Source organism: Burkholderia sp. 4M9327F10 (assembly GCF_005503145.1).
GTDB lineage: Bacteria > Pseudomonadota > Gammaproteobacteria > Burkholderiales > Burkholderiaceae > Paraburkholderia.
In genome coordinates, this window is record NZ_SCNV01000057.1 from 1 (window position 1) to 24,255 (window position 24,255).

20 protein-coding genes and 3 tRNA genes are annotated in these 24,255 nt (G+C 62.4%); 15 read left to right on the top strand and 8 right to left on the bottom strand.

The window, feature by feature from the left end:
• Positions 1-11: 11 nt before the first annotated feature.
• Both FFS45_RS33255 and ompR read right to left on the bottom strand, forming a co-directional pair.
• The gene (locus tag FFS45_RS33255; RefSeq protein ID WP_137958884.1) at positions 12-1,361 is read right to left on the bottom strand and encodes an ATP-binding protein; all 1,350 of its coding nucleotides are present in this window, start codon (positions 1,359-1,361) and stop codon (positions 12-14) included.
• 44 nt (positions 1,362-1,405) lie between these two features.
• Complete coding sequence (gene ompR / locus FFS45_RS33260) at positions 1,406-2,131, bottom strand: two-component system response regulator OmpR (protein ID WP_033379433.1); 726 nt, start codon at positions 2,129-2,131, stop codon at positions 1,406-1,408.
• Between the two features lie 239 nt (positions 2,132-2,370).
• On the opposite strand from ompR, the gene FFS45_RS42570 reads away from it, so the two are divergent.
• The 3 genes from FFS45_RS42570 to FFS45_RS33275 all read left to right on the top strand — a co-directional run bounded on the left by FFS45_RS42570 (position 2,371) and on the right by FFS45_RS33275 (position 5,833).
• Positions 2,371-2,703 (top strand): hypothetical protein, encoded by a 333-nt coding sequence (locus tag FFS45_RS42570; RefSeq protein WP_137958885.1) that lies wholly within the window; start codon positions 2,371-2,373, stop codon positions 2,701-2,703.
• A 186-nt stretch (positions 2,704-2,889) separates the two neighbouring features.
• Positions 2,890-4,521, top strand: a complete 1,632-nt coding sequence (locus FFS45_RS33270) for a DUF1800 domain-containing protein (protein WP_249363032.1) — start codon at positions 2,890-2,892, stop codon at positions 4,519-4,521.
• A 79-nt stretch (positions 4,522-4,600) separates the two neighbouring features.
• Complete coding sequence (locus FFS45_RS33275; RefSeq protein WP_137958886.1) at positions 4,601-5,833, top strand: DUF1501 domain-containing protein; 1,233 nt, start codon at positions 4,601-4,603, stop codon at positions 5,831-5,833.
• Positions 5,834-5,920: 87 nt separating this feature from the next.
• On the opposite strand, the gene FFS45_RS33280 is transcribed toward FFS45_RS33275, so the two are convergent.
• Entirely contained in the window at positions 5,921-6,823 is a 903-nt protein-coding gene (locus FFS45_RS33280; protein WP_137958887.1) for a squalene/phytoene synthase family protein, read from the bottom strand.
• Positions 6,824-7,054: 231 nt separating this feature from the next.
• On the opposite strand from FFS45_RS33280, the gene FFS45_RS33285 reads away from it, so the two are divergent.
• The 3 genes from FFS45_RS33285 to FFS45_RS33295 all read left to right on the top strand — a co-directional run bounded on the left by FFS45_RS33285 (position 7,055) and on the right by FFS45_RS33295 (position 9,116).
• Positions 7,055-7,141: transfer RNA gene (locus FFS45_RS33285), tRNA-Leu, on the top strand.
• 198 nt (positions 7,142-7,339) lie between these two features.
• Positions 7,340-8,122 (top strand): class II aldolase/adducin family protein, encoded by a 783-nt coding sequence (locus tag FFS45_RS33290; protein ID WP_137958888.1) that lies wholly within the window; start codon positions 7,340-7,342, stop codon positions 8,120-8,122.
• Positions 8,123-8,129: 7 nt separating this feature from the next.
• Positions 8,130-9,116, top strand: coding sequence for a 2-dehydropantoate 2-reductase (locus FFS45_RS33295; RefSeq protein WP_137958889.1), 987 nt, complete (start codon positions 8,130-8,132; stop codon positions 9,114-9,116).
• A 27-nt stretch (positions 9,117-9,143) separates the two neighbouring features.
• On the opposite strand, the gene FFS45_RS33300 is transcribed toward FFS45_RS33295, so the two are convergent.
• Both FFS45_RS33300 and FFS45_RS33305 read right to left on the bottom strand, forming a co-directional pair.
• A complete protein-coding gene (locus tag FFS45_RS33300; RefSeq protein ID WP_137958890.1) occupies positions 9,144-9,596 on the bottom strand; it encodes a MarR family transcriptional regulator in 453 nt (150 codons plus the stop codon).
• A gap of 65 nt (positions 9,597-9,661) precedes the next feature.
• Positions 9,662-10,807 carry a glycerate kinase gene (locus FFS45_RS33305; RefSeq protein ID WP_137958891.1) on the bottom strand — a complete coding sequence of 382 codons (1,146 nt, stop codon included), beginning with the start codon at positions 10,805-10,807 and terminating at the stop codon, positions 9,662-9,664.
• A gap of 427 nt (positions 10,808-11,234) precedes the next feature.
• Between FFS45_RS33305 and tig the strand changes: the two genes are divergently transcribed.
• The 8 genes from tig (at position 11,235) to FFS45_RS33345 (ending at position 20,438) form a co-directional block, all read left to right on the top strand.
• Entirely contained in the window at positions 11,235-12,581 is a 1,347-nt protein-coding gene (gene tig / locus FFS45_RS33310) for a trigger factor (protein WP_137958892.1), read from the top strand.
• Positions 12,582-12,747: 166 nt separating this feature from the next.
• Positions 12,748-13,401, top strand: coding sequence for an ATP-dependent Clp endopeptidase proteolytic subunit ClpP (clpP, locus tag FFS45_RS33315; RefSeq protein ID WP_137958893.1), 654 nt, complete (start codon positions 12,748-12,750; stop codon positions 13,399-13,401).
• Between the two features lie 178 nt (positions 13,402-13,579).
• Positions 13,580-14,851: an ATP-dependent Clp protease ATP-binding subunit ClpX gene (gene clpX / locus FFS45_RS33320; RefSeq protein WP_074298724.1), complete on the top strand. Its 1,272-nt coding sequence runs from the start codon at positions 13,580-13,582 to the stop codon at positions 14,849-14,851.
• A gap of 185 nt (positions 14,852-15,036) precedes the next feature.
• Complete coding sequence (lon, locus tag FFS45_RS33325) at positions 15,037-17,457, top strand: endopeptidase La (RefSeq protein WP_137958894.1); 2,421 nt, start codon at positions 15,037-15,039, stop codon at positions 17,455-17,457.
• A gap of 344 nt (positions 17,458-17,801) precedes the next feature.
• Positions 17,802-18,074 (top strand): HU family DNA-binding protein, encoded by a 273-nt coding sequence (locus tag FFS45_RS33330; protein ID WP_007585907.1) that lies wholly within the window; start codon positions 17,802-17,804, stop codon positions 18,072-18,074.
• A 146-nt stretch (positions 18,075-18,220) separates the two neighbouring features.
• Positions 18,221-18,296, top strand: a tRNA-Val gene (locus tag FFS45_RS33335).
• A gap of 47 nt (positions 18,297-18,343) precedes the next feature.
• A tRNA-Asp gene (locus FFS45_RS33340) sits at positions 18,344-18,420 on the top strand.
• Between the two features lie 86 nt (positions 18,421-18,506).
• Positions 18,507-20,438, top strand: a complete 1,932-nt coding sequence (locus FFS45_RS33345) for a SurA N-terminal domain-containing protein (protein WP_137958895.1) — start codon at positions 18,507-18,509, stop codon at positions 20,436-20,438.
• A 139-nt stretch (positions 20,439-20,577) separates the two neighbouring features.
• Here the strand turns inward: FFS45_RS33345 and FFS45_RS33350 are convergent, their stop codons facing one another.
• Both FFS45_RS33350 and FFS45_RS33355 read right to left on the bottom strand, forming a co-directional pair.
• On the bottom strand, positions 20,578-20,919 hold the full coding sequence (locus FFS45_RS33350; RefSeq protein ID WP_137958896.1) for a hypothetical protein: 342 nt from the start codon (positions 20,917-20,919) through the stop codon (positions 20,578-20,580).
• A gap of 116 nt (positions 20,920-21,035) precedes the next feature.
• Positions 21,036-21,749, bottom strand: coding sequence for an arylesterase (locus FFS45_RS33355; RefSeq protein WP_137958897.1), 714 nt, complete (start codon positions 21,747-21,749; stop codon positions 21,036-21,038).
• Between FFS45_RS33355 and FFS45_RS33360 the strand changes: the two genes are divergently transcribed.
• Positions 21,748-22,434: an ABC transporter ATP-binding protein gene (locus FFS45_RS33360; protein WP_137958898.1), complete on the top strand. Its 687-nt coding sequence runs from the start codon at positions 21,748-21,750 to the stop codon at positions 22,432-22,434. The two genes, FFS45_RS33355 and FFS45_RS33360, sit on opposite strands and share 2 nt — an antisense overlap.
• A gap of 138 nt (positions 22,435-22,572) precedes the next feature.
• Here FFS45_RS33360 and pgi read toward each other — a convergent pair whose 3' ends face one another.
• Positions 22,573-24,195, bottom strand: coding sequence for a glucose-6-phosphate isomerase (gene pgi, locus FFS45_RS33365; RefSeq protein ID WP_137958899.1), 1,623 nt, complete (start codon positions 24,193-24,195; stop codon positions 22,573-22,575).
• Positions 24,196-24,255: the final 60 nt, after the last annotated feature.

Below are 24,255 nucleotides of genomic sequence, written 5' to 3' on the forward strand. Positions count from 1 at the left end.
GGGTAGGTGCCTCAGGCGCCCTTGGCGAGCGGAAACTCGATCGTGACCTCGAGTCCGGGTCCGGGGGTCCGGTTGCGCAGGCGCAGGCCGCCGCGGTAGCGGCCGACGAGGCGCTGCACGATCGCCATGCCGAGGCCGGTGCCGTTGGCCTGGGTGCGTGCGGTATCGACCCGGTAGAACGGCCGCGTGACGAGCGAGAGTTGATCTTCCGGAATGCCCGGTCCCTCGTCGACCACTGAGAGCTCGACCCGCGAATGCGACACGCGCGTCTCGAGGATCACGTGCGGAATGCCGTCGGTTTCGCTCAGGCCATACTTGCGGGCGTTCTCCAGCAGGTTGCCGATGACGCGCCGCATGTCGGTTTCGTCAGCCTCGATCACCGCCGACGGCGCGAGCCGCGTGATCAGCCGCATGCCGTCTTCCGACGCGATCCGCGCCGCCAGCTCGCCGGCGATCACGGAAAGGTCGACGGGTTCCGGCACGCGTTGTACCGGCCGCGCGTAATCGAGGAAGCGGCCGATGATCATGTCCATCTGCTCGATGTCGTCCACCATCGCGTCCTTGGTGGTCTGATCGGACGGGCTCATCTCGGTTTCGAGCCGCAGGCGCGCGAGCGGGGTGCGCAGATCGTGTGAGATACCGGCCAGCATCAGCGCGCGGTCGGCCTCGAGCTGTTCGAGGTCCTGCACCATCTGGTTGAAGCTACGGTTGGTCTCGGCGGCCACGCCCATGCCGCGTTCGGGCAAGGGCTCGGGCAACTGCCCTGAGCCCACCCTGCGTGCGGCCATGGCAAGGCGCGCGAATGGCCGGTTCACCAGACTCGTGATGAAGGCCGCGCCAAACAGCGAGAGCGCCAGCGCGAACACGCCCCAGCCAGCCCATTGCAGGCCGGTGGCGTTGTCGAGCTGGTCGCGGTCGAGCGCCACCCAGTAGTCGTCGTCGTCGATCTTGAAGCTGATCCACACGCCTGGGATGTCGTTGACCGATTGCGCAATCACGGTGTCGTCGCCAAGGCGCCCGCGAATGTCGTGCTCGATCAGGCGGTTCAGCGACTCGTCCGGTTGCAGCTTGTACTTGTCGGTGGTTTCGCGCGGATACACGCGCACCCCTTCGTTACTCTCCAGATCCTGCAGCAGCGCGCGCCGCAGGTCGGGATCGGAATAGAGGAGTGCGGTGCGCGTGAGCTTCACGATGGCGACGAGCTGCAGAGCCACGCGCTGTGCGCGCGGCTCGCGTTCGATCACCCGGAAGCTCTGGAACCAGGCGGCGAGACTGACTGCGATCAGCAGTGCAATCAACAGAAAGGTCCGCCAGAAAAGGCCGCCGAACGCGAGCGTCAGGAGGCGCCGGTCGATCCGCATGGGCCCTTCTTATCAGAAAACAAAAACGGAAAGCGCGATCAAGCTCAGGCTGCGCCGTCGGGAATGAATACGTAGCCCAGACCCCAGACGGTCTGGATGAAGCGCGGACTGCCCGGATCCGGTTCGATCAGCTTGCGCAGACGCGAGATCTGCACGTCGAGACTGCGGTCGAACACTTCGTACTCGCGGCCGCGCGCCAGTTCCATCAGCTTTTCGCGCGACAGCGGTTGCCGCGGATGGCGGGCAAACACCTTCAGCACGGAGAATTCACCGGTGGTCAGCGGGATTTCCTGGCCGGCCTTGGTCAGCGTGCGGGTGGCGAGGTTGAGGGCGAACTCGCCGAACTCGAAGACCTCAGTGGTTTCGGACGGCGCGCCCGGCAACTCGGACGGCGATTGCCGGCGCAGCACCGCGTGGATGCGGGCCACCAGCTCGCGCGGATTGAACGGCTTCGGCAAATAGTCGTCAGCGCCCATCTCGAGGCCGACGATACGGTCGACGTCTTCACCCTTGGCCGTGAGCATGATGATCGGCGTGCGGTCGTTGCTGCCGCGCAGGCGCCGGCAGATCGACAGACCGTCTTCACCCGGCAGCATCAGGTCGAGCACCAGCAGATCGAATCGCTCGCGCACCCAGAGCTTGTTCATTGACGGCGCGTTTTCGGCGACGTAGACGTTAAAGCCCTGTTCGCCAAGGTAGCGGCGCAGAAGATCGCGCAGACGCGGATCGTCGTCGACGACGAGGATTTTCGAAGGGTTTTTGGTTTCCATGGTCGGCATCTTAGCGCGATTACAAAGTGGTGCGAGTTTGCATCAATTCGCGGGTTACAGTCAGTTACAAAATTTACCCGCACTGTGGCACGGCGTAAAGCGGTGACGCGTAGACTGCTTTACTGAATGCGGCTGTTCGGTGGATACTTCACTCGACCAAAAAATTCGCGCCCGGCATCTTCTCCGGGTTCTGTACACGCATTTAGGGTAGCCGGTTGCCGCACCACGAAGGGAACAAGATGAAGGGAGGGGTTTGGCCGAATGTGCGCCTAAGCGTGATTGCGCTGGCAGCGGCCGGCTCACTCGCGGGCACATTAGGCCCTACGCTCGCCCATGCCCAGTCCTCCGAAGAGCGGGCATCGAACGCCCACGTGCCACGCCCCCGGGGTCCGAAGCCACCTCATCAGCCTCGCAATCCCAATCTCGATCATCCTGCTTCAGACGCCATGATGCGTGCTGCAGTTCCCCCCGATCTTGATCAACGCCGCCGCGACGGTCACATGACGCCCGAAGAGCGGCGTCTGTTGCGCCAGCATATCGAAGACGCCGTCCGCGAGTTGTACAAGCGCTAGGGCGGACACGCCTAACGCCCGTCATCGTGTGCCGCGATGTGCGTGAAAAATTTCGTTGCACTTCCCCCGTCAACTTTCCGCTCCTGTCTGCCGTTGAGTCGCCAGAGGGGACAACCGCACGTCATGCGCAAGTCTGCCTGCGTTTGCCTGCCATCGACCACCGCCACCGATAACGGACAACTGATAATGAAAACGCTGTTCTCGAGGACTCGCGGCCTATCGGCTCCATTGCTGGCCGCCGCGGCATGTGCGGCGCTCGGTTGCGCCTTGCCGGCAGTGGCTCAGGATGGTGCGTCTGCCGTACCGGGCTATACCCGGCATAGCCAGCACACCCAGCATACCCAGCGCAGCAAACACCAGACCCCAGTGGCGGCCGAGGCCGTGGACGATTCGGCCGCGGCTCTACTCGACGATGACGACGCACGCTTTTTCCTGACCCGCGTGGGGTTCGCGCCCGATAACGCCGAGGTCGCCCAATACGTCGGCCTGACACGGGAACAGGCGGTCGACAAGGTGCTGGGGACGGCGCGCACGGAAGCCTTCACACCCATGCCCGCCTGGGTGCTGGAGCCGATCCCGACGCGCGAGGAGCGCAAGGTCTGGACCCAGGACCAGCGCCAGGCCGAACAGCGCACGCGCGGCCAGCGCTACGAAGAGCTGCGCGCATGGTGGGTGCGCGAGATGCTGACGACGCCTTCGCCGCTGACCGAACGCATGACGCTCTTCTGGCACAACCACTTCACCTCGGGACAGGACAAGGTGGGCTACCCGCAACAGATGGCGCAGCAGAACATGCTGCTGCGGCACGACGCACTGGGTAATTTCGGCGACATGCTGCACGCCGTGGCGAAAGATCCGGCCATGCTGCAGTACCTCGACGGCGCCAGCAATCGCAAGGGCAAGCCCAACGAGAATTTCGCCCGCGAGGTGATGGAGCTGTTCACGCTCGGTGAGGGCCACTATTCACAGCAGGACGTGTCGGAGGCGGCGCGCGCCTATACCGGATGGACGCTCGATCCGGACACTCAGGCCTACGTGTGGCTTCCCAATCAGCACGATGACGGCGTGAAGCGGGTACTCGGCCAGAGCGGTCCGTTCGACGGCGATCAGGTGCTCGACCTTCTGCTGGCCCGCCCGGAGACCGCTACCTTCGTGACGACCAAGCTGTGGCGCGAGTTCGTCTCCGATACGCCGGACCCGGCACAGATTGCGCCGATTGCCGACCGGTTTCGCGCCAGCCACTACGACATCAAGGTCGCGTTGCGCGGACTCTTCCTGGGCGATGCCTTCTGGGACGAGCGTAACCGCGGCATTCTCGTGAAGTCGCCCGCTGAGTTCGTGGTGGGAGCGCTGCGCGAATTCGATATCGGCTACGACAACACGGCGCCATTCGCCGGCGAAATTCGCACCCTGGGCGAGAACCTGTTTTATCCGCCCAACGTCAAGGGCTGGCCCGGTGGCACCACGTGGATCAACAGCACGACACTGCTCGCACGCAAGCAGTTCGTCGAACAGATTTTCCGCGCCACCGAGACCGCTGCGCCGCATCATCCGCAGAACGCCATGAGCCAGGATCAGAAGGGCGCGATGGTGCAGCGGGCAATGGCGCGAGTAGGTCAGGGGGGAGTACGCTTCGATATCGACACCTGGCTCACCCAGTTCAATACCGCGCCGACGGCAAAAGCCGGCCTGTCGGCAGAGTTGCAGTTGCAGCACGCGGTCCTGGCGCTCCCGCCGGTCGACGCGATCGAAACCGATTCGACCGCCAGCGCCTATCTGGAGGCACTGTTGATGGACCCGGCTTACCAGTTGAAATGAAACGGACTGAACGGCGTCGCAACGAGCGGCGCGAGCCGGGTGGCGCACTCTGCGCAGCCATAACCGAACGAGGTGCAGTATGAAACGGCGCGACTTTCTTTCGATGACCACCGCGGCGGGCGCCGCCCTCTGGCTGCCGCGGGCGTTCGGTGCGCAGGGGCCAACGGGCCTCGCTGCCGATCCGGCCGTGCCGGCACGCGGCGGCTATGGCAACCTGCTGATCCTCGTGGAGCTGAAGGGCGGCAACGACGGCCTGAACACGGTGATCCCCTACGCCGATCCGACTTATTACCAGCTGCGCAAGAACATCGGCATCAAGCGCGAGCAGATCATTCAGCTCGACGAGCGCACCGGCCTGCATCCATCGCTGCAGCCTTTGATGCCGCTGTGGCAGAGCCAGCAACTGGCGATCGTGCAGGGCGTCAGCTATGAGAAGCCGAACCTGTCGCATTTCCGCTCGATCGAGATCTGGGACACCGCCTCGCGCTCCGACCAGTATCTGCGCGAAGGATGGCTCACACGTGCGTTCGCGCAGCATGCGGTGCCGCCGACTTTTGTAGCAGACGGTGTGGTGATCGGCAGCGCAGAGATGGGGCCGCTTGCCAACGGCGCACGGGCAATTGCGCTGGTGAACCCGGCACAGTTCATCAAGGCCTCCCGGCTCGCAACCCCGGTCTCACTGCACGAACGCAATCCCGAGCTGGCGCATATTCTCGACGTCGAAAACGACATCGTGAAGGCCGCTGACCGGCTGCGTCCGCGTGAAGGGCAATTCCCGCTGAAGACTGCTTTTCCATCAGGCGCGTTCGGGACTTCCATCAAGACCGCGATGCAGGTGCTGGCCGCCGGCGACACGCCACAGGGCAAGCCGCTAAACGGGCAGGGCGTGGCGGTGATCCGCCTCACGCTAAACGGCTTCGACACGCACCAGAACCAGCCCGGACAGCAGGCCGCGTTGCTCAAGCAACTCGCGGAGGGATTTGCGTCGATGAAGTCGGCGCTGGTCGAAATGGGGCGCTGGAACAATACGCTCGTGATGACCTACGCCGAGTTCGGCCGGCGGCCGCGTGAGAATCAGAGCAACGGCACCGATCACGGCACGGTCGCACCGCATTTTGTGATGGGCGGCCGGGTGCGCGGCGGCCTGTACGGCGCGCCGCCGGTGCTGACGCAACTGGATGGCGGCGGCAACCTGCCGGTGGGCGTCGACTTCCGCCAGATCTATGCAACCGTGCTTGGCCCCTGGTGGGGGCTGGATTCCACGGCCGTGTTGCAGCAGCGCTTCGAACCGCTGCCGTTGCTGCGCGCGTGAGCTGAACTGAGCTGCCTGCGCGCGCACGCGCGTAGTGGCCCTTGCCGATAGGCGAGCGTCGTGCAGCGCTGTGATGCACGCATTCGCCTAGCGCTGACGCGCGGCACGCCACGCGATCCACAGCTTGCGGATCGGCGTGAGGGCAATGCTTTGATGCAGCACCTGGTAACCGTCGCGCTCGACCTCATCGAGCAAGGCGAGCGCGAGCGCGGCCTGCGCCCGCAAGGTCCGCTGCGTGCGGCGTTCGCCAGACGGCAGGGCGGCGATGGCGGTGTTCAGGGCGTCCCGGGCGCGTTTGGTCTGAAAGCGCATCATCTCGATGAAGGCGTCGCTGTACTTGCGGTTGATCACATCCGCGGCGGTGACGTTGTAGCGCTGCATTTCGTCGATCGGAATATAGATACGTCCGTGGCGCGCATCGTTGCCGAGTTCGGCGACCAGTTGCGCCTGCAGCAGTGCCTGGCCGAGCGGCGCCGCCCAGGCGGCGGCCTGCGCCGGATCCTGCGCGGTGGCGCGGGCGACCAGCGTCGCAAAGGTGCCGCCGACGCCTTGCAGATAGCGGCGCAGATTCGGATAGTCCAGGTAGCGGGCCTGATCGAGGTCCATTTCGAAGCCGGCCAGCAGTGTTTGCAGTGCCGGGTATTCGGCTTCGATGGCCGCCGTGACCGCTGCGGCCCCGGCAGCCTCTGAGGATGCCGGAGCCTTTGTGCCGTTATTCACCCCGTCACCGAGATGCGCGGCGAGCGCCTTCGAAACCGGATGCGAAGGCGTCCCGGCGGCGAGCGCGGCGATTTCTTTTTGCCACCAGGCGAGCTTGGTGCGGCCGACCGTCGGATCGCTGGTTTCCTTCACCGTTTCTTCGAATTCGCGGCGCAGCGCGAACAGGGCGGTCAGGAGCGGCTGGCGTCCTGCGGGCGCCTGACGGAGCGCGTAGTAGCTGCTCGAGCCGGGAGGCGCCGCCTTCTGCTGGCAATATTCGTCGAAATTCACTTGAATGGAGTGTGGGGCTGGAGCACGGTGGGGCACGGCAGGCGTGCCGTATGAACATTAGCCAAAAATTGTAGCATCGAGATACGTCGGGCAAATGCAGACAAGCGCAAATCAATCGGTTAGAATCTCGCGCTTACGCTTTCGGACGTGATGCCGAACCGGCCTGGCCGGTGAGGGACGGCTGTCGGCGAGCCAGACATCGGGAGCGGCGCGTATGCGCTTGACCCGGCTGCGAGGATGGCGAAATTGGTAGACGCACCAGGTTTAGGTCCTGACGCCAGCAATGGTGTAGGGGTTCGAGTCCCCTTCCTCGCACCACGTATTTGTGAATGTGAAAACCCCGCCAGTCGATGACTGGCGGGGTTTTTTGCTTGGTGGTGATGCGAATGGGCAGACCACATCCTAACTCGCTGTTCTCCGCAAATTGGTTGCGCGTGCAACTAGTTTGCCCTATCCTGAAGAAACGGAGCAAGGTGCCTGAGAGCAGCACTCCGTCCGTCAGACCAGGAGACAACCATGCCCGCCCTCGACATCCCATCCCGCGCAGCCCCCGGTGGGCAATCCGCCGACGCTGCCAGCGAACACGCGTTGCGCATCCAGCTCGCCGGCACCTATCGCATCTTCGCGATGCTCGGCTGGACCGAGTTGATCTACAACCACATCACGCTGCGGGTGCCCGGACCCGAGCGGCATTTTCTGATCAACCCGTTCGGCCTGCACTACACCGAGGTGTGCGCATCGAACCTGGTCAAGATCGATCTCGACGGTAATGTCGTGGGTACTTCAGAACATCCGGTGAACCCGGCCGGTTTCGTCGTGCACGCAGCGCTGCATCGCGCGCTGCCTGATGCGCACTGCGTGATGCACACCCATACGAGCGCGGGTCTCGCCGTCGCGTGCTCGCAAAGCGGGCTCGAAAATTCGAACTTCTATTCCGCCCAGCTCCACGACATGGTGGCGTATCACGACTTCGAGGGCATCACGATACGCGCCGACGAGGGGCCGCGCCTCGTCGCCAATCTCGGCGACAAGCGCTTGCTGATCCTGCGTAACCATGGTTTGCTATCGATCGGCACAACCATCGCACAAGCCTTTGCGCGCTTGTGGACCCTCAATCGCGCGTGTGAAATCCAGTTGGCGACGGCGGCTCTGGGCGCCGCCCGCATGATCCCGGACGATATCGCCGCGCGTTGCACACGTGATTCCCTGCAGTTCGATCCGCGCCACGGCGCCGGTCAGGATGTGCTCGACGCCTTGCTGCGCCAGGTCGAGCGCATCGATCCGTCTTACAAGGAGTGATGCCCGTATGAATGCGCAACAGACTCGAACCACCGTGGTCGGAGCCGGCGCGATCGGCGGCCTGATCGCCGCCGCGCTCGCTCAGGCAGGACACGCAGTTAGCGTGCTCGCGCGCGGCAAGACGCTCGATGCGATTCGCGCCCAGGGAATTCGCATCGTGGATCAGGAGCGCGAGACCGTCGCGCGCGTGGCCGCAGAGGATGACCCGGCGGCACTCGGGGTCCAGGACTTTGTGGTGATTGCGCTCAAAGCCCAGGCGCTGCCCGCGATCGCCGCGAGTCTCAAGCCGCTGATCGGACCTGAAACCGTCGTCGTGGCGGCGATGAACGGTCTGCCGTGGTGGTTCCTGAGCGGCCTGGCTGGACCGCTTGCCGGTCAAGGAATCGAGGCTGTCGATCCCGCCGGTATCGTGTCCGCAGCGTTGCCGCCTGCCCAGTCGATTGGGTGCGTCGTGCACCTGTCGTCGTCGACCGACGCGCCCGGCGTGATCCGGCGCGGGCGCGGCAACCATCTGATCGTCGGTGCGCCGCGGCCTTCACTGGCGCCGCAAGCGCAAGCCTTTGCCATGGCGTTGCAGGAAGGCGGCTTCGAGGTGACTGTCTCGGACCGGATTCGCACCGAGATCTGGGTGAAGCTGTGGGGCAACATGAACATGAATCCGCTGAGCGCGTTGACCGGCTCCGCGGCTGACCGGCTGCTCGACGATCCGCTGACGCATGCGCTGGTGCTGAGGATGATGGAGGAGGCCGATGCAATCGGCACGAGGCTGGGCTTGCCGACTGGCATGAGCGCACCGGAGCGCGTCGCGCTGACGCGCAAGCTCGGCGCATTTCGCACTTCGATGCTGCAGGATTTCGAGGCAGGCCGCCCGCTCGAAATCGAGCCGATTCTGGGCGTCTTTCCGGAGCTGGGCCGCAAGCTGGATCTGCCGACGCCGTTTTGCGACGCCGTCCTCGGGCTATTGCGGCAACGCGCGATCAACAGCGGTTTGTAGTGCGTGCAGCGCGGCGGGCCGCGCGCCTCACTCGGTGCGCGCCTGCACGCTCTCGATGATGCGGTCGAGCGCGGCGCTGAAGGCGGCTCTCTCATCCTCGTTGAGGCAGTCGAACAGATCCACGTTCCACTTGCGTGCAATCGGCATGATCTTGCGGTACAGCTCGCGTCCGTCCGCGGTGAGCGAAATCAGCACGACGCGCCCGTCCTCGACGCTTGCCTCGCGTTGTATGAGCCCTTCCTTGATCAGCGAATCGGCCGCGCGGCTCGCCTGGCTCTTGTCGAGGTTCGCATGCCGCGCCAGATCCATGATCGAAAACGGCCCGAACGATCCCACCGACGCAATCACGCGCGCCTCCGGCAACGTCACGCCGAGCTTTTCCTGATAGCGCTCGCCGATACCGCGCTCGGCCAGCTTGTTCAATACGTGCAGGCGGTAGGTCAGAAACTGTTCGAGTCCGGCTTTGGCGGAGGCCTTCATGGTCGTCCCGATAGTGAGTGGTAGCGGTCGTGGCGCTGTGATTGTTGCCGCAACCGCCTCACCGGTCAACGCGTGCCGTATCTCAGGCGCGTCAACTGCTCGGCTTCGTTGCTGAGCAGGCGGGCTGCATCGCGAATCGCGACCTCGAGCGTGATCGGGCCGGGCGCCGGGGAGAAGCAGCCGCTGAAGTGTTCGGCGAGGCGCGGCAGTGCGCTCGCGTCAACCGCGCCGGACAGCAGCGTGGCCGGTACGCCCAGCGCACGCGCATGGCCGCAAGCGATAAACGGAGCTTTGCCGTGCAGCGTCTGCACGTCCGAGCGGCCTTCGCCGGTGATGAGCCAGTCTGCGCCATCGAGCGCCGCATCGAGGCCGATTTGCCGGGCGACCGTTTCCGCACCCGGTTCGAATTGCGCGCCCAGCATATGCAGCGCGAAACCCAGGCCGCCAGCCGCGCCCGCACCGGGCAGGTTGCGCGCCGTGCGCTGCAGTGCCGGTTCGAGGAGATCGGCGAAGCGGGCGAGGGCTGCGTCGACGCTGGCGATCTGCTCGGGCCCGACGCCCTTCTGCGGACCGAAGACCGCCGTTGCGCCATGTTCTCCGGTGAGCGGATTGTCCACGTCGGACATGCCGACGAACGAGGCATCGGCGAGCCGCGCATCCAGTTGCGATACATCGACACGGTGCAGCCGGGCCAATTGCTCGGGTGTCGGCTCGAGCTCTTGCCCTTGGGCATCAAACAGCTTCATGCCGAGGCCGGCGAGCAGGCCCGCGCCGCCATCGTTCGTGCTGCTGCCGCCCAGCGCCACGAAGAAGCGCCGCACGCCGGCGTCGAGCAGTGTGCGAATCGCTTCACCCATGCCGCGCGAGCTGCGCGCCTGCACCGGTACGCCCATGCCGACCGGATCGGTAATGCCGACAATTTCGGCCGTTTCAACAATCGCGCTGCCATCGCCGAGCAGGCCTGTCGCCGCTTCGCGCAGCGGGCCCGCTGCGCCGCGTACGGTCAGCACCCGGCGCTCGCCGCCGCCGGTGAGCATGGCGTCGAGCGTGCCTTCGCCGCCGTCGGCCATCGGGCAGATGCGCACCACGGCATCGGGCCGCGCGCGCGTGATGCCGGCGGCAATGGCTTGCGCCACCTGCTCGGCACTCAGCGAGCCTTTAAAAGAATCGGGAGCAATGACGACGACGGGCGCGGACGACGGGTTCGGCATAATGTCTCTTGATGGTTGATATCGTGGCGATGGCGGCCCACAGGGGCGTAAGCTCCGGCAGGCGCGCCCGCTAGCTTAGCAGCATGCCGCGCGTGGCTGAATATCCCGAACGGCATAGCCGGCATGGGGGGAGGGTAAAGCCGGAGAAACCACGCTGCGGGCCGCCAAAACGGCCTTAAAGAGGCCTCAAACCCGCTCCAAACCCGTTAGAAATTGGACGAAAGTGCGCGCGAAACATCGAATCCCGGCTAGGCGCGCGAATAGTTTGCTAAAATATTCGGCTCTTTAGACCCAAATCGTGCTGCCGGTGGCCTGCAAGCCGCGGCGCAGGCGCTGAATCGATGTAACGCACGATGCGAAGCGACATCGAATAGCGGCACGTAGAAGATAACTGATTCGCTCGAATAATTTTAGGACGATTGAAGCCATGGCTAACGTTGTTGAAAACCTCGGCAAGCTCGAACGCCGCGTCACGATTTCCCTGCCGAAAGACACCGTGCAGAAGGAAGTGGACTCGCGTATCCGCCAACTCGCGAAGAATGTGCGCATGCCGGGTTTCCGCCCGGGCAAGGTGCCGCTCAAGATGGTGACGCAACAGTATTCGGGCCAGGTGGAAGCCGAAGTGCTGAGCGACAAGGTTGGCAAGGAATTCTTCGACATCAGCCGCGCTGAGAACCTGCGCGTCGCGGGCCAGCCGAGCTTCGCACCGAAGGCCGGCGCAGCGGAAGGCGACTACGCTTTCGACGCAACCTTCGAGGTGTATCCGGAAGTGAAGCTGGGCGACGTCGCCACGGCCGAGATCGAGCGCACCACGACCACCATCAGCGAAGCCGAAATCGACCGCACGCTGGACATCCTGCGCAAGCAGCGCGTGCATTTCCACGCTCGCGGCGAAGCCGGCGAACATGGCGACGGCGGCTCGGATACGGCGGCTAAAGACGGCGACCGCGTGACGGTCGACTTCGTCGGCAAGATCGACGGTGAAGTGTTCCAGGGCGGTAGCGCGGAAGACTTCGCGTTCGTGCTGGGCGAAGGCCGCATGCTGCCGGAATTCGAAAAGGCAGCGCTTGGCCTGAAGGTCGGCGAAGCGAAGGAATTCGATCTGGCATTCCCGGCTGATTATCACGGCAAGGAAGTCGCCGGCAAGACCGCGCAGTTCACGATCACGATGAAGAAGATCGAGTGGCCGCACCTGCCGGAAATCGACGCTGAATTCGCCAAGTCGCTCGGCATCGAAGACGGCGATCTGGTCAAGATGCGCGCTGAAATCAAGGACAACCTCGAGCGCGAAGCGAAGCGCCGCACGCAATCCATCGTGAAGAACCAGGTGATGGACGCGCTGCTGAAGATTTCGGAACTGGACGTGCCGAACGCGCTGATCGAACAGGACCAGCAGCGTCTCGTGGAAATGGCGCGCCAGGACCTGACGCAACGTGGCGTGCCGAACGCCGCAGACGCACCGATTCCGGCAGAAATGTTCAAGGAACAGGCTGAGCGTCGCGTCAAGCTGGGCCTCGTGCTGGCCGAGCTGGTCAAGGCCAATGAGCTGCAGGCGAAGCCGGAGCAGATTCGTGCCGAAGTGGACGAATTCGCGAAAAGCTACGAAGACCCGAAGGAGGTCGTCCGCTGGTATTATTCCAATCAGCAGCGTCTTGCGGAAATGGAAGCGTACGTCGTTGAAGCCAACGTCGTCGATTTCGTCCTCAGCAAGGCCAAGGTGACGGACAAGGAAGTGAGCTTCGAAGAGCTGGCAAGCGCAACGGCGCAAGCGTAAGCGTCGCTGCAACGGCGTGCCGGCTGTCGGAGCGACGGCCCGCACGCCGTTTTTTTCTGGAGCGTCGTGCTGATTGCGTTGCGCCGGGGTTGGCGCACTTGAATACGGCGCTGTCGTACTCACCTGTCCGGTATCGAATAAATATTCCCAGACAAGGATCCATTGCATGACCTTTCGCGCCCAAATGCTGGACACGTTGACCTCCCAGTCGTCGCGGGATCTCGAAGCGCAGGCGCTCGGACTCGTGCCGATCGTCGTGGAAACGAGCGGACGCGGCGAGCGTTCGTATGACATCTACTCGCGCCTGCTGAAGGAGCGCGTGGTGTTTCTGGTCGGTGAAGTGAACGACCAGACGGCTAACCTGGTTGTCGCGCAGTTGCTGTTCCTCGAAAGCGAAAACCCGGACAAGGACATCAGCTTTTACATCAACAGCCCGGGCGGCTCGGTTTCGGCCGGGATGGCGATCTACGATACGATGCAATTCATCAAGCCGGACGTATCCACGCTGTGCATGGGCCTCGCGGCCAGTATGGGCGCGTTCCTGCTGGCGGCCGGCGCGAAGGGCAAGCGCTTCGCGTTGCCGAACGCGCGGGTGATGATTCACCAGCCGCTGGGCGGCGCGCGCGGTCAGGCATCGGACATTGAAATCCAGGCGCGTGAAATCCTGTATCTGAAGGAACGGCTGAATCAACTGCTGTCGCATCACACCGGCCAGCCGGTCGAACGTATCGCCCGCGACACCGACCGCGACAATTTCATGTCCGGCGACGACGCCCAGGCGTACGGTCTGGTCGACCAGGTGCTGCACAAGCGTCCGTAAGGCGGCGCGTTTTCGCCCTTTTTTGAGGGCGAGAACGACCGCGTTTATGGTGTGAAATAATTAGACTCGTCCAAACGCCTGCGGCAAGCGCCGTCACTGCTTCTGCTCATTCGCCCCAACTGCGAGGCAGGGGCAAACGGCGTATCATGTAATCGAGTGTCCGGAGGCTCACACATCTATGGCGGACAAAAAAGGTTCTAACAGCGAAAAGCTGTTGTATTGCTCGTTCTGCGGCAAGAGCCAGCATGAAGTCAAAAAGCTGATTGCAGGCCCGTCGGTATTCATCTGTGATGAATGTATCGACCTGTGCAACGAAATCATCCGTGACGAGGCGGCAGGCGCGGGCATTGAAGCGGGCTTGTCCAAGTCCGATCTGCCGAGTCCGCAGGAAATCCGCGAAATTCTCGATCAGTACGTGATCGGGCAGGAACGCGCCAAGAAGATCCTTGCAGTGGCCGTTTACAACCACTACAAGCGCCTCAAGCACCTCGACAAGAAGGATGAAATCGAGCTGTCGAAGAGCAACATCCTGCTGATCGGACCGACCGGTTCCGGCAAGACCTTGCTCGCGCAGACGCTTGCGCGCCTTCTGAACGTCCCGTTTGTCATTGCCGACGCAACGACGCTGACGGAAGCCGGCTATGTCGGTGAAGACGTCGAGAACATCATCCAGAAGCTCCTGCAGAACTGCAATTACGAAGTCGACAAGGCCCAGCGCGGGATTGTCTACATCGACGAAATCGACAAGATCAGCCGCAAGTCGGACAACCCCTCCATCACCCGCGACGTGTCGGGCGAGGGTGTCCAGCAAGCGCTGCTCAAGCTGGTCGAAGGCACGATGGCGTCGGTGCCGCCGCAAGGTGGCCGTAAGCATCCGAACCAGGACTTCATCCAGGTCGACACTACCAATATCCTGTTTATTTGCGGCGGCGCGTTCGACGGCCTTGAAAAGGTTATCGTCGACCGTACGGAAAAGACCGGTATCGGTTTTGGGGCCAGTGTCAAAAGCAAGCAGGACCGTGACGCGGGCGAAGTACTGCGCGAGGTGGAGCCGGAAGATCTGATCAAGTTCGGGCTGATTCCTGAGCTGATCGGCCGTCTGCCGGTAGTCGCCACGCTCGGCAAGCTCGACGAAGCGGCGCTCATGAAGATTCTCGTCGAACCGAAGAACGCGCTTGTGAAGCAGTACCACAAGCTGTTCAACATGGAACGCGTCGAGCTCGAGATTCGTCCGGGTGCATTGCAGGCCGTGGCTCGCAAGGCAATCCGTCGCAAGACGGGCGCGCGTGGTCTGCGTTCGATCCTGGAGCAGGCATTGCTCGACGTGATGTACGAGTTGCCGGCAATGAAAGGCGTTAGCAAGGTCATCATCGACGACAATGTCATCGATGGCGACGGCAAACCGCTGCTGATCTACGAAGACGCGCCGAAGGTCGCGGGTTCGAATTGATCGGCTTTACGAGTTCTGCAAAAGAAGCCGTTCATGGCAACGTGAACGGCTTTTTTGTTTATCTTGGGTTAGGATGGTTGTGTTTCCATTGGAGTCACTGAACTTTTCCCACACGCGGAGGCCTTGTAATCGTTTTAGCAGGCCTCACCTATCGAACGAACTGATACCACTCATGGGGAAATGAAATGTCAGGAACCCAACTCCTCCCGCCGGAACGCACTACGCTCCCGCTGCTCCCGCTGCGTGATGTAGTCGTTTTCCCGCACATGGTGATTCCGCTCTTCGTAGGCCGCCCGAAGTCGATCAAGGCTCTCGAAGCAGCAATGGAAGGCGGCAAGCACATCATGCTGGTCGCCCAAAAGACGGCTGCAAAAGATGAGCCGACCGAAAAGGACATGTACGAAGTAGGGTGTATTGCCAACATCCTGCAAATGCTGAAGCTGCCGGACGGCACCGTGAAGGTGCTCGTCGAAGGCTTGCAGCGCGCGAAGACGCTCTCGATCGAAGAGCAGGAAACCCAGTTTTCGTGCGAAGTCATGCCGCTCGAACCCGACCACGCCGACAGCGCTGAAACTGAAGCGCTGCGCCGCGCGATCGTGTCGCAGTTCGACCAGTATGTGAAGCTGAACAAGAAGATCCCTCCGGAGATTCTGACTTCGCTGTCGGGCATCGACGAAGCCGGCCGTCTGGCCGACACGATTGCAGCGCATCTGCCGCTCAAGCTCGACCAGAAGCAACACATCCTCGAGATGTTCCCGGTCATCGAGCGCCTCGAGCATCTGCTCGCGCAACTCGAAGCCGAGATCGACATCCTGCAGGTGGAAAAGCGCATCCGCGGGCGTGTCAAACGCCAGATGGAGAAGAGCCAGCGCGAGTACTACCTGAACGAGCAGGTCAAGGCCATCCAGAAGGAACTGGGCGAAGGCGAAGAGGGTGCGGATCTCGAAGAGCTCGAGAAGCGCATCACCGCCGCGCGCATGCCGAAGGAAGCCAAGAAGAAGGCCGACGCCGAGCTGAAAAAGCTCAAGCTGATGTCGCCGATGTCGGCTGAAGCGACCGTCGTGCGCAACTATATCGACACGCTGATCGGCTTGCCGTGGCGCAAGAAGAGCAAGGTCAACAACGACCTCTCGAATGCGGAACGCGTGCTCGACGAAGACCACTTCGGTCTTGAGAAAGTCAAAGAACGCATTCTCGAATATCTTGCGGTCCAGCAACGCGTGGACAAGGTCAAAGCGCCGATCCTCTGCCTCGTTGGGCCTCCGGGTGTCGGTAAGACGTCGCTGGGTCAATCGATTGCGCGCGCAACGAATCGCAAGTTCGTGCGCATGGCACTCGGTGGCGTGCGTGACGAGGCTGAGATTCGCGGTCACCGCCGCACGTACATCGGTTCGATGCCCGGCAAGATCCTGCAAAGCCTGACCAAGGTCGGCGTGCGCAATCCGCTCTTCCTGCTCGACGAAGTCGACAAGATGGGGCAGGATTTCCGCGGCGACCCGTCTTCGGCGCTGCTGGAAGTGCTCGATCCGGAACAGAACCATACGTTCGCCGACCACTACGTCGAAGTCGATTTCGACCTGTCGGACGTGATGTTCGTGGCGACGTCGAACTCGCTGAATATCCCGCCGCCGCTGCTCGACCGGATGGAAGTGATCCGTCTGTCGGGTTACACGGAAGACGAGAAGGTCAGCATCGCGCAACGCTATCTGTTGCCGAAGCAGAAGAAGAACAACGGCCTGAAGGAAGGCGAGGTCGACGTCACGGAAACCGCAATCCGCGACATCATTCGTTACTACACGCGTGAAGCGGGTGTGCGTTCGCTCGAGCGTGAAATTTCGAAGATCTGCCGCAAGGTCGTGAAGATGCTTCTGCTGAAGAAGGCGGAAGGCGCCGTGAAGGTTGACGGTGGCAATCTCGACACATTCCTTGGCGTGCGCAAGTACGACTTCGGTCTGGCCGCGAAGGAAAACCAGGTTGGCCAGGTTACGGGTCTCGCGTGGACGGAAGTGGGCGGCGATCTGCTGACCATTGAAGCTGCCGTGATGCCGGGCAAGGGCAATGTGACTCGCACGGGTTCGCTGGGCGACGTGATGAAGGAATCCGTCGAAGCCGCGCGCACCGTGGTCCGGTCGCGTTCACGTCGTCTGGGTGTCAAGGACGAAGCGTTCGAGAAGCAGGACATTCACATCCACGTGCCGGAAGGCGCGACGCCGAAGGATGGTCCGTCCGCCGGCATCGCGATGACGACCGCGCTGGTGTCGGTGCTGACCGGTATTCCGGTGCGTGCCGACGTCGCGATGACGGGCGAAATCACGCTGCGTGGCGAGGTCTTGCCGATTGGCGGCCTGAAGGAAAAGCTGCTCGCAGCGCATCGCGGCGGCATCAAGCTGGTGCTGATCCCGGAGGAAAACGTCAAGGATCTGACGGAGATTCCGGACAACGTGAAGAACGCGATTGAAATCGTGCCGGTCCGCTGGATCGACAAGGTTCTCGAACTCGCGCTCGAACGTGTGCCCGCACCGTTGCCGGAAGAAGAGCCGAAGGCCGCCACGCCTGTCGCGGCTGAGCCAGGCAAAGAGGCCGCAACGGAAGTCGTGAAGCACTAAATCGGCTTGCAGCTTCGTCTGCGCGTCAAACGAAAACCCGCGGCATGTCCGCGGGTTTTTTATTATCTGTCCGGCGCGGATCGCGTTGTTCTGGCGAGCGTTATCCCAGTAATTGGATTGCCAAACGGGATTACCAAACGAATCGGCTGTCAGTGCACCTGGCGACTGCAAGATTTGGTTATCAATCGCCCGTCGCGGAGTCTCTCGAATCCGGCGCAACCCCGCTTGACACAAGGGTTTCGGCCAATTCTAATGGGTTGGCCCGGCATTCGTGCCGTGCTGCGTTGGTACCCGGCGCAATGGCGCGCCATCACGATTGCCCAATAATATTCTCGGGGGTTGGAATGAATAAAACGGAATTGATCGATCACATCGCACAACAGGCCGATATTTCGAAAGCGGCGGCGGGGCGTGCGCTAGATGCTGTGATCGGTGGAGTCAAAGGGACGTTGAAGAAGGGTGGTTCGGTCACGCTGGTCGGTTTCGGGACGTTCGCAGTCGGTAAGCGCACGGCACGCACGGGACGCAATCCGCGCACGGGAGCGGCGATCAAGATCAAGGCAGCCAAGGTACCTAAATTTAGGCCTGGCAAAGCGCTGAAAGATGCGCTAAACTAATCGACTTGCTGCATGAGGGTAACGCGATTCGCGTGGGGCAGGATGCTGGCTTAAGATGATTTGAGAGTCAGTTGAAAACCCGGTAGTAATCGAGAAGCGCGGTGCGACTTGAAGCGGCAGAAAAGCAGTTGGCAGAATCGCGAAGCGGGTGCTTAGCTCAGTTGGTAGAGCGGCGCCCTTACAAGGCGTAGGTCGGGAGTTCGAGCCTCTCAGCACCCACCAGTTTCCGGTTCGGCATGCAGTACTTAGGCAGCACACATGCAGTATAAGGAGTGGTAGTTCAGTCGGTTAGAATACCGGCCTGTCACGCCGGGGGTCGCGGGTTCGAGTCCCGTCCACTCCGCCAGTATCCTTGAAAGGCGAACTCCGGTTCGCCTTTTTTATTGCCCGCTGTTGTAATATCGGGCGTTCCGTTTTTGGCATCCTTAACGCATGCTCGATTTCTTCCGCAATCACAAACGCCTGATGATGTTCATGCTCATCCTCGTCATCGTGCCGGGGCTGGGTTTTGTGGGTATTCAAGGCTTCCGCGGCTTCTTTGACGAAAGTGCAAACGTCGCCAGCGTCAACGGGCATAAGATCACTCGTGCCGAGTACGACGACGCGATGCGTCAACAACTGAACCGCGCACGTCAGATGCTCGGCGCCCAGTTCGACTCGAAGATGTTCGATACGCCGGAGCGCCGCAAGCAGATGCTCGACGGCCTGATCGAGCAGCGCGTGCTGGCTGACGAAACGCAGCGTCTGCATCTGACCGCTTCCGACGACGCGGTGCGCCGCACCTTGCTGAGCGATCCGGTTATCTCGTCGCTCAAGAATCCTGACGGTTCGATCGACGTGAACCGCTACAAGGAACTGCTCGCCATGCAAGGCATGACGCCCGATCAATATGATGAGCGCGTGCGTTATACATTGGCCACCCAGCAGTTGCCGAGCAGTATCGAGGGCAGCGCCTTCACGTCGAAGACGCTCGCACAAACGCTCACTGGACTCGCTGAACAGCAACGTGAAGTGCAGGGGCTCGCATTCAATCCGCACGACTACATCGCGAAGGTGCAGCCTACGGACGCGCAATTGCAGGCGTACTACGATGCGCATCGCAATGACTTCGCGACGCCCGCCACGGCCACCATTCAATATCTGGTGATGTCGCCGGCCGCGCTGGCTGCGGGCATGCAGCCCACAGACGACGATCTCAAGAAATATTACGAAGACAACATCACGCACTATCAGACCGCTGCGCAAATGCGCGCGAGCTTGATCCTGATCTCCGTGGCGCCGAATGCGAGCGCGGACGACAAGGCCAAGGCGAAGCAGAAGGCAGATGCATTGCTGGCGCAAGTGAAGGCGCATCCGGACGACTTCGCGAAGATTGCCGAGCAGAATTCGCAGGACCCGGCCTCGGCCTCGAAGGGTGGCGATCTGGGCTATTTCGGCCGCGGCATGATGGCCGGCGGCCAGGCGTTCGACGATGCGGCGTTCAAGCTGAAGAAGGATGAGATCAGCGATGTCGTGCCGACCGACGTGGGCTTGCTGATCCTGAAGGCAACGGATGTAAAGCCGTCGGTCACGCAGCCGTTCGACACGGTAAAGGACGCGATCGCCAAGGACCTGAAGGCGCAACTGGCCGCCAAGGCATTCACGGACGATTCGGACGGCTTCACATCGCTTGTCTATGAAAAGGCCAAGAGCCTTCAGCCCGCTGCGGACAAATACAAGCTGCAGGTCCAGACGGCCACGGTCACGCCGCAGCCGAGCGCAGCGTTGCCGCCGGATAGCCCGCTGAATAATCCGAAGTTCCTCGCAGCGGTGTTTGCGAATGACTCGGTGCAGGCACATAACAACACGCAAGCTATCGATGTCGGCAACAGCACCTTGATCGCCGCGCACGTCACCGATTACAAGCCGACGGCCGTGCCTGCGCTCGACACCATCAAGGACGCTGTGCGTCAGAAGGTGATCGCAGTGCAGGCCGACGAGATGGCACACAAGGACGGCGTTGCCAAACTGGCTGAGTTGCAGAAGTCGAATGCGACCACGGGCTTCTCGGCGCCGCTGAAGGTTTCGCGCAACGATGCACAGGGTTTGCCGGTCGCCGCACTGAGTGCAATCTACAAGGCTGATTCGCAAAAATTGCCAGCCTATGTCGGTGTCGATCTCGGCGATGCGGGTTATGCGGTGTATCGCGTGAACGCAGTGCTGCCCGGTGCGCCGATCGATCCGCGGCGTCTCGCCGCCGCGCAACAGGAGATTGCGCAGACCGAGGCGCAGTCCGAGGTCGGCGCGTATGTCGAAGCGTTGCGCGCCCGCTCGAAGGTCAAGTTCTATGGCTCGCTGGATAGCGCGCAATCGGGCGGTGACTGATCGCGCGGCACCGAGGGCCGCCGCCGTGTGAGCGGCGAGCGTCTCGACTCAAGAGCATAGGCTCACGAGCAAAAAAACCCCGCAATTGCGGGGTTTTTCTTTTCCGGCGCATCTGCCGCCGGATGGGGTGAATGGAGGCTTAGAGGCAAGCCGTGATCGCGCCGGTTGCGTCGCTGCCGGCACCGCCGTTGGCGCGAAAGCCCACCCATGAGCCCGTGCCGGTGTACGCCGGGCGTACCACTGCGGCCGCGCCGGTAGGCGGCTGCTGACCCGGTACATACACGTCGAGTGCCTGGTCGTTTGCCATGGTGTCTTGCGAGACGACTTGCTGCTGCGAGCCGTCAGCCCACTTCTGGGCGATACATTGCGCAACGGCCTTGGGCGGTTGCTGGCTTTGTCCAACGGACTGGACGCCAGCCGGCGGTTGAGCGGCGCAGGCAGACATTGCCACGGTAAAAGCGATAAGCGGTAAGTATTTCACGTTATCTCCTCACAAAAGCGCTCGGAACGAGCCGGGTTACGCGGATAGCGTCAATGTCGGATCGACATCCCCTACGCCTGTTCCCCGGTTGTTCGCAACAAGTTGTAAGAAGCTTGTCAGTGTGAGGAGCTGGCGTTGAGCAGGGGTTTGAGTGTCGGCCACACGTTATTGAGTAGCACTCCCTGTGCCTGCTGCGTCGGATGGATCTGGTCGGACTGGAACATCTCCGGCTTGTCCGCGATACCCGCGAGCAGGAACGGCACGAGCGGCAGGTGGAATTCCTTCGACAACTGCTCGTACACGCCATGGAACTTTTGTGTGTAGTCGGGGCCGTAATTGGGCGGCACGTACATGCCGATCAGCACGACCTTTGCATGACCCTGTTGCGCCTGTTCGATGATCGTGCGCAAGTTGTCTTCGGTGGTCGCGAGCGGGACGCCGCGCAACGCGTCGTTGGCGCCCAGTTCGACGATCACGATGCTGGGCTTGAGCCGTTGCATCAGCTCGGGCATCCGCGCACGTCCACCGCTTGTCGTGTCGCCGCTGATGCTTGCGTTCGCAACGCTATAATCGATTCGCTCGCTAGCGAGACGCTGGCGCATCAGCGCCACCCAGCCGGTATCGCGCGGCAGTCCGTACTCGGCGGAGATGCTGTCGCCGAGCACGACGATGACAGGTTTGGCCGCCTCGGGCGGATTGACGGAATTGGCGGCATGGGCCGCAAACGGAATGACCGCGGGAATGGCCGCGGCCATCACGGCGAGGCCCAGGGCTGTGTTCAACGCGGCGGCGCGCAGCGCAAGGCGCACTTTCAACCTACGCCTCACCATGCAAAAGAAAACTGATCCAGTCATCGAAGTGCGGGGGTTGTGTAAGAGGGTTAAGGATGCAACGGGCGAGCTGACGATTCTGGATCATATCGATCTTTCCATCGAAGGCGGCAGCAGTGTGGCAATTGTCGGTGCATCCGGGTCCGGCAAGTCCACGCTGCTGGGTCTGCTAGCAGGCTTGGACAGCGCGACCTCCGGGTCGGTTCGTCTGCTCGGTCAGGAGCTCACCACCTTGAGCGAGGACGAGCGCGCCGCGTTGCGCAACGGCTCGGTTGGCTTTGTGTTTCAGTCGTTTCAGCTGATGCCGCATCTGACGGCGCTCGAGAACGTGACCTTGCCGCTCGAACTGCAAGGCGGCATTGCCACGCGTGATGCGGCGGCGCGGGCGCGCGGGCTGCTCGAACAGGTTGGATTGGGGCAGCGCACGCGCCACTACCCCAAGCTGCTCTCGGGCGGCGAGCAGCAGCGCGTTGCGCTCGCGCGTGCGTTCGTCACGCATCCGGCGATTCTCTTTGCTGATGAGCCGACCGGCAGTCTCGATGCGGCCACTGGGCATGCCGTGATCGATCTGATGTTCGAGATGAACCGGGCCAACGGCGCCACCTTGATTCTCGTCACGCACGATATCGAACTCGCGCGCCGATGCGATACCACAGTGACGATCGAAGCGGGGCGCCTCGCCTAAGGCCAGGGCTTAGGCAGAGCACGCGCGCAAAAAAAGCGGGCCACGCATGGCCCGCTTCATCGCTTCTTCACACCTTGAGCGGTCGAAACAGGCGACCCGCTACGATCCGTCGCCTGACGCCAACGACTACTTGCCCACTCAACGCTTCAACGCCGCCCGGGCGCGTGCGATCAACGCCGAGGTCGACGAGTCGTGCTTCGCCGCATCGACGCTCGCCGCGGTCAGATCGGCCTCGACCACCTTGCCGAGAATCTTGCCAAGCTCGACGCCCCATTGATCGAACGGGTTGATGTTCCACACCGAGGCCTGCACCAGCACCTTGTGTTCATACAGCGCGATCAGCGCGCCGAGCGAACGCGCGGTCAGCGCCTCGACCAGCAGCGTGCTGGTTGGACGGTTGCCCGGGAACACCAGGTGCGGCGCCAGCTCCGGCTTGTCGGGGCCGGCCACTTTCTTCGCTTCTTCCAGCGTACGGCCGAGCATCAGCGCTTCGCTTTGCGCGAAGCAGTTCGCCAGCAGCTTCGGATGATGGCTCACGAGCGGATGCTCGGGCGTGAGCACGGCGATGAAGTCGATCGGCACGATTGTCGGGCCCTGGTGCAGCATCTGGAAGAACGCATGCTGGCCATTCGTGCCTGGTTCGCCCCACGTTACCGCGGAGGTCGGATAGTCGACCGTCGCACCGTCCAGCCGCGCGGACTTGCCGTTGCTCTCCATCTCCAGTTGCTGCAGATAGGACGGCAGATAGTGCAGCGCTTCGGAGTACGGCGCCACCAGATAGCTTTGCGAGCCGAAGAAGTTGCGATACCAGATGCCGATCATGCCGAGCAGCACCGGCAGATTGCGCTCGAGCGGCGCATCGCGGAAGTGCTGATCCATCTCGTTCGCACCGGCGAGCAGTTCGTCGAACTGCTTCGGGCCGATCGCGATCATGATCGACAGGCCGACGGCCGACCACAGCGAATAGCGGCCGCCCACCCAGTCCCACATCTCGAAGACATTTTCTTTGGCGATACCGAACTTGACGACCTCGGCCGGGTTGGCCGACACGCCGACGAAGTGCTTCGCCAGCGCGCTTTCGGGACAGCCTTTCTCGATGAACCAGTCGCGCAGCGAACGCGCGTTGGTCATGGTTTCGAGCGTGGTGAAAGTCTTCGAGACGATGATGGCGAGCGTCTCCTCCGGATCGATCTCCTGTATGACGCGGTACAGATCGGCGCCGTCGACGTTCGAGACGAAGTGGCTCGTGATCTCAGGCGTGGCGAGGTGGTGCAGCGCGTGCACGACCATCTTGGGACCGAGATCCGAGCCGCCGATGCCGATGTTCACCACATAGCGAATCCGCTTGCCGGTGTAGCCGGTCCATGCGCCGCTGCGTACCTGATCGGCGAACGCGGCCATCTTTGCGCGCTCGGCTGCGACCTGGGCATGGAACGGCGCGTTCGGGTCGGTGGCGCGCAATGCGGTATGCAGCGCGGCGCGGCCTTCGGTCGGGTTGACGACTTCGCCCGCGAACATCGCGTCGCGGCGTTTTTCGACGCCGGCTTCACGGGCCAGTTGCACGAGCAGCTTGAGGGTTTCGTCGGTGATGCGGTTCTTCGAGAAATCGGCCGCTAGACCGCCGCCGGCAAACGCGAAGCGTTCGGCTCGGGTTGGGGCGGGATCGTTCGCGGGGGCGAACCAGTCGCGCATATGCGCATTGCGAATCTGTTCGTAATGGGCTTGCAGCGAGGACCAGGCAGGGAGCGAGTTCAACGTCATGATCGTCCGTCTAACGAAGGGGCACGAGAGAAAGGCAGTGCGCAAAGCGCAGCCGGTGAA

What these genes read in the sequence shown, in the direction of transcription:
- FFS45_RS33255 (WP_137958884.1), bottom strand. Translation starts at nt 1,361, where the DNA reads ATGCGGATCGACCGGCGCCTCCTGACGCTCGCGTTCGGCGGCCTTTTC.
- ompR (WP_033379433.1), bottom strand. Translation starts at nt 2,131, where the DNA reads ATGGAAACCAAAAACCCTTCGAAAATCCTCGTCGTCGACGACGATCCG.
- FFS45_RS42570 (WP_137958885.1), top strand. Translation starts at nt 2,371, where the DNA reads ATGAAGGGAGGGGTTTGGCCGAATGTGCGCCTAAGCGTGATTGCGCTG.
- FFS45_RS33270 (WP_249363032.1), top strand. Translation starts at nt 2,890, where the DNA reads ATGAAAACGCTGTTCTCGAGGACTCGCGGCCTATCGGCTCCATTGCTG.
- FFS45_RS33275 (WP_137958886.1), top strand. Translation starts at nt 4,601, where the DNA reads ATGAAACGGCGCGACTTTCTTTCGATGACCACCGCGGCGGGCGCCGCC.
- FFS45_RS33290 (WP_137958888.1), top strand. Translation starts at nt 7,340, where the DNA reads ATGCCCGCCCTCGACATCCCATCCCGCGCAGCCCCCGGTGGGCAATCC.
- FFS45_RS33295 (WP_137958889.1), top strand. Translation starts at nt 8,130, where the DNA reads ATGAATGCGCAACAGACTCGAACCACCGTGGTCGGAGCCGGCGCGATC.
- FFS45_RS33300 (WP_137958890.1), bottom strand. Translation starts at nt 9,596, where the DNA reads ATGAAGGCCTCCGCCAAAGCCGGACTCGAACAGTTTCTGACCTACCGC.
- FFS45_RS33305 (WP_137958891.1), bottom strand. Translation starts at nt 10,807, where the DNA reads ATGCCGAACCCGTCGTCCGCGCCCGTCGTCGTCATTGCTCCCGATTCT.
- tig (WP_137958892.1), top strand. Translation starts at nt 11,235, where the DNA reads ATGGCTAACGTTGTTGAAAACCTCGGCAAGCTCGAACGCCGCGTCACG.
- clpP (WP_137958893.1), top strand. Translation starts at nt 12,748, where the DNA reads ATGACCTTTCGCGCCCAAATGCTGGACACGTTGACCTCCCAGTCGTCG.
- clpX (WP_074298724.1), top strand. Translation starts at nt 13,580, where the DNA reads ATGGCGGACAAAAAAGGTTCTAACAGCGAAAAGCTGTTGTATTGCTCG.
- lon (WP_137958894.1), top strand. Translation starts at nt 15,037, where the DNA reads ATGTCAGGAACCCAACTCCTCCCGCCGGAACGCACTACGCTCCCGCTG.
- FFS45_RS33330 (WP_007585907.1), top strand. Translation starts at nt 17,802, where the DNA reads ATGAATAAAACGGAATTGATCGATCACATCGCACAACAGGCCGATATT.
- FFS45_RS33345 (WP_137958895.1), top strand. Translation starts at nt 18,507, where the DNA reads ATGCTCGATTTCTTCCGCAATCACAAACGCCTGATGATGTTCATGCTC.
- FFS45_RS33360 (WP_137958898.1), top strand. Translation starts at nt 21,748, where the DNA reads ATGCAAAAGAAAACTGATCCAGTCATCGAAGTGCGGGGGTTGTGTAAG.
- FFS45_RS33355 (WP_137958897.1), bottom strand. Translation starts at nt 21,749, where the DNA reads ATGGTGAGGCGTAGGTTGAAAGTGCGCCTTGCGCTGCGCGCCGCCGCG.
- pgi (WP_137958899.1), bottom strand. Translation starts at nt 24,195, where the DNA reads ATGACGTTGAACTCGCTCCCTGCCTGGTCCTCGCTGCAAGCCCATTAC.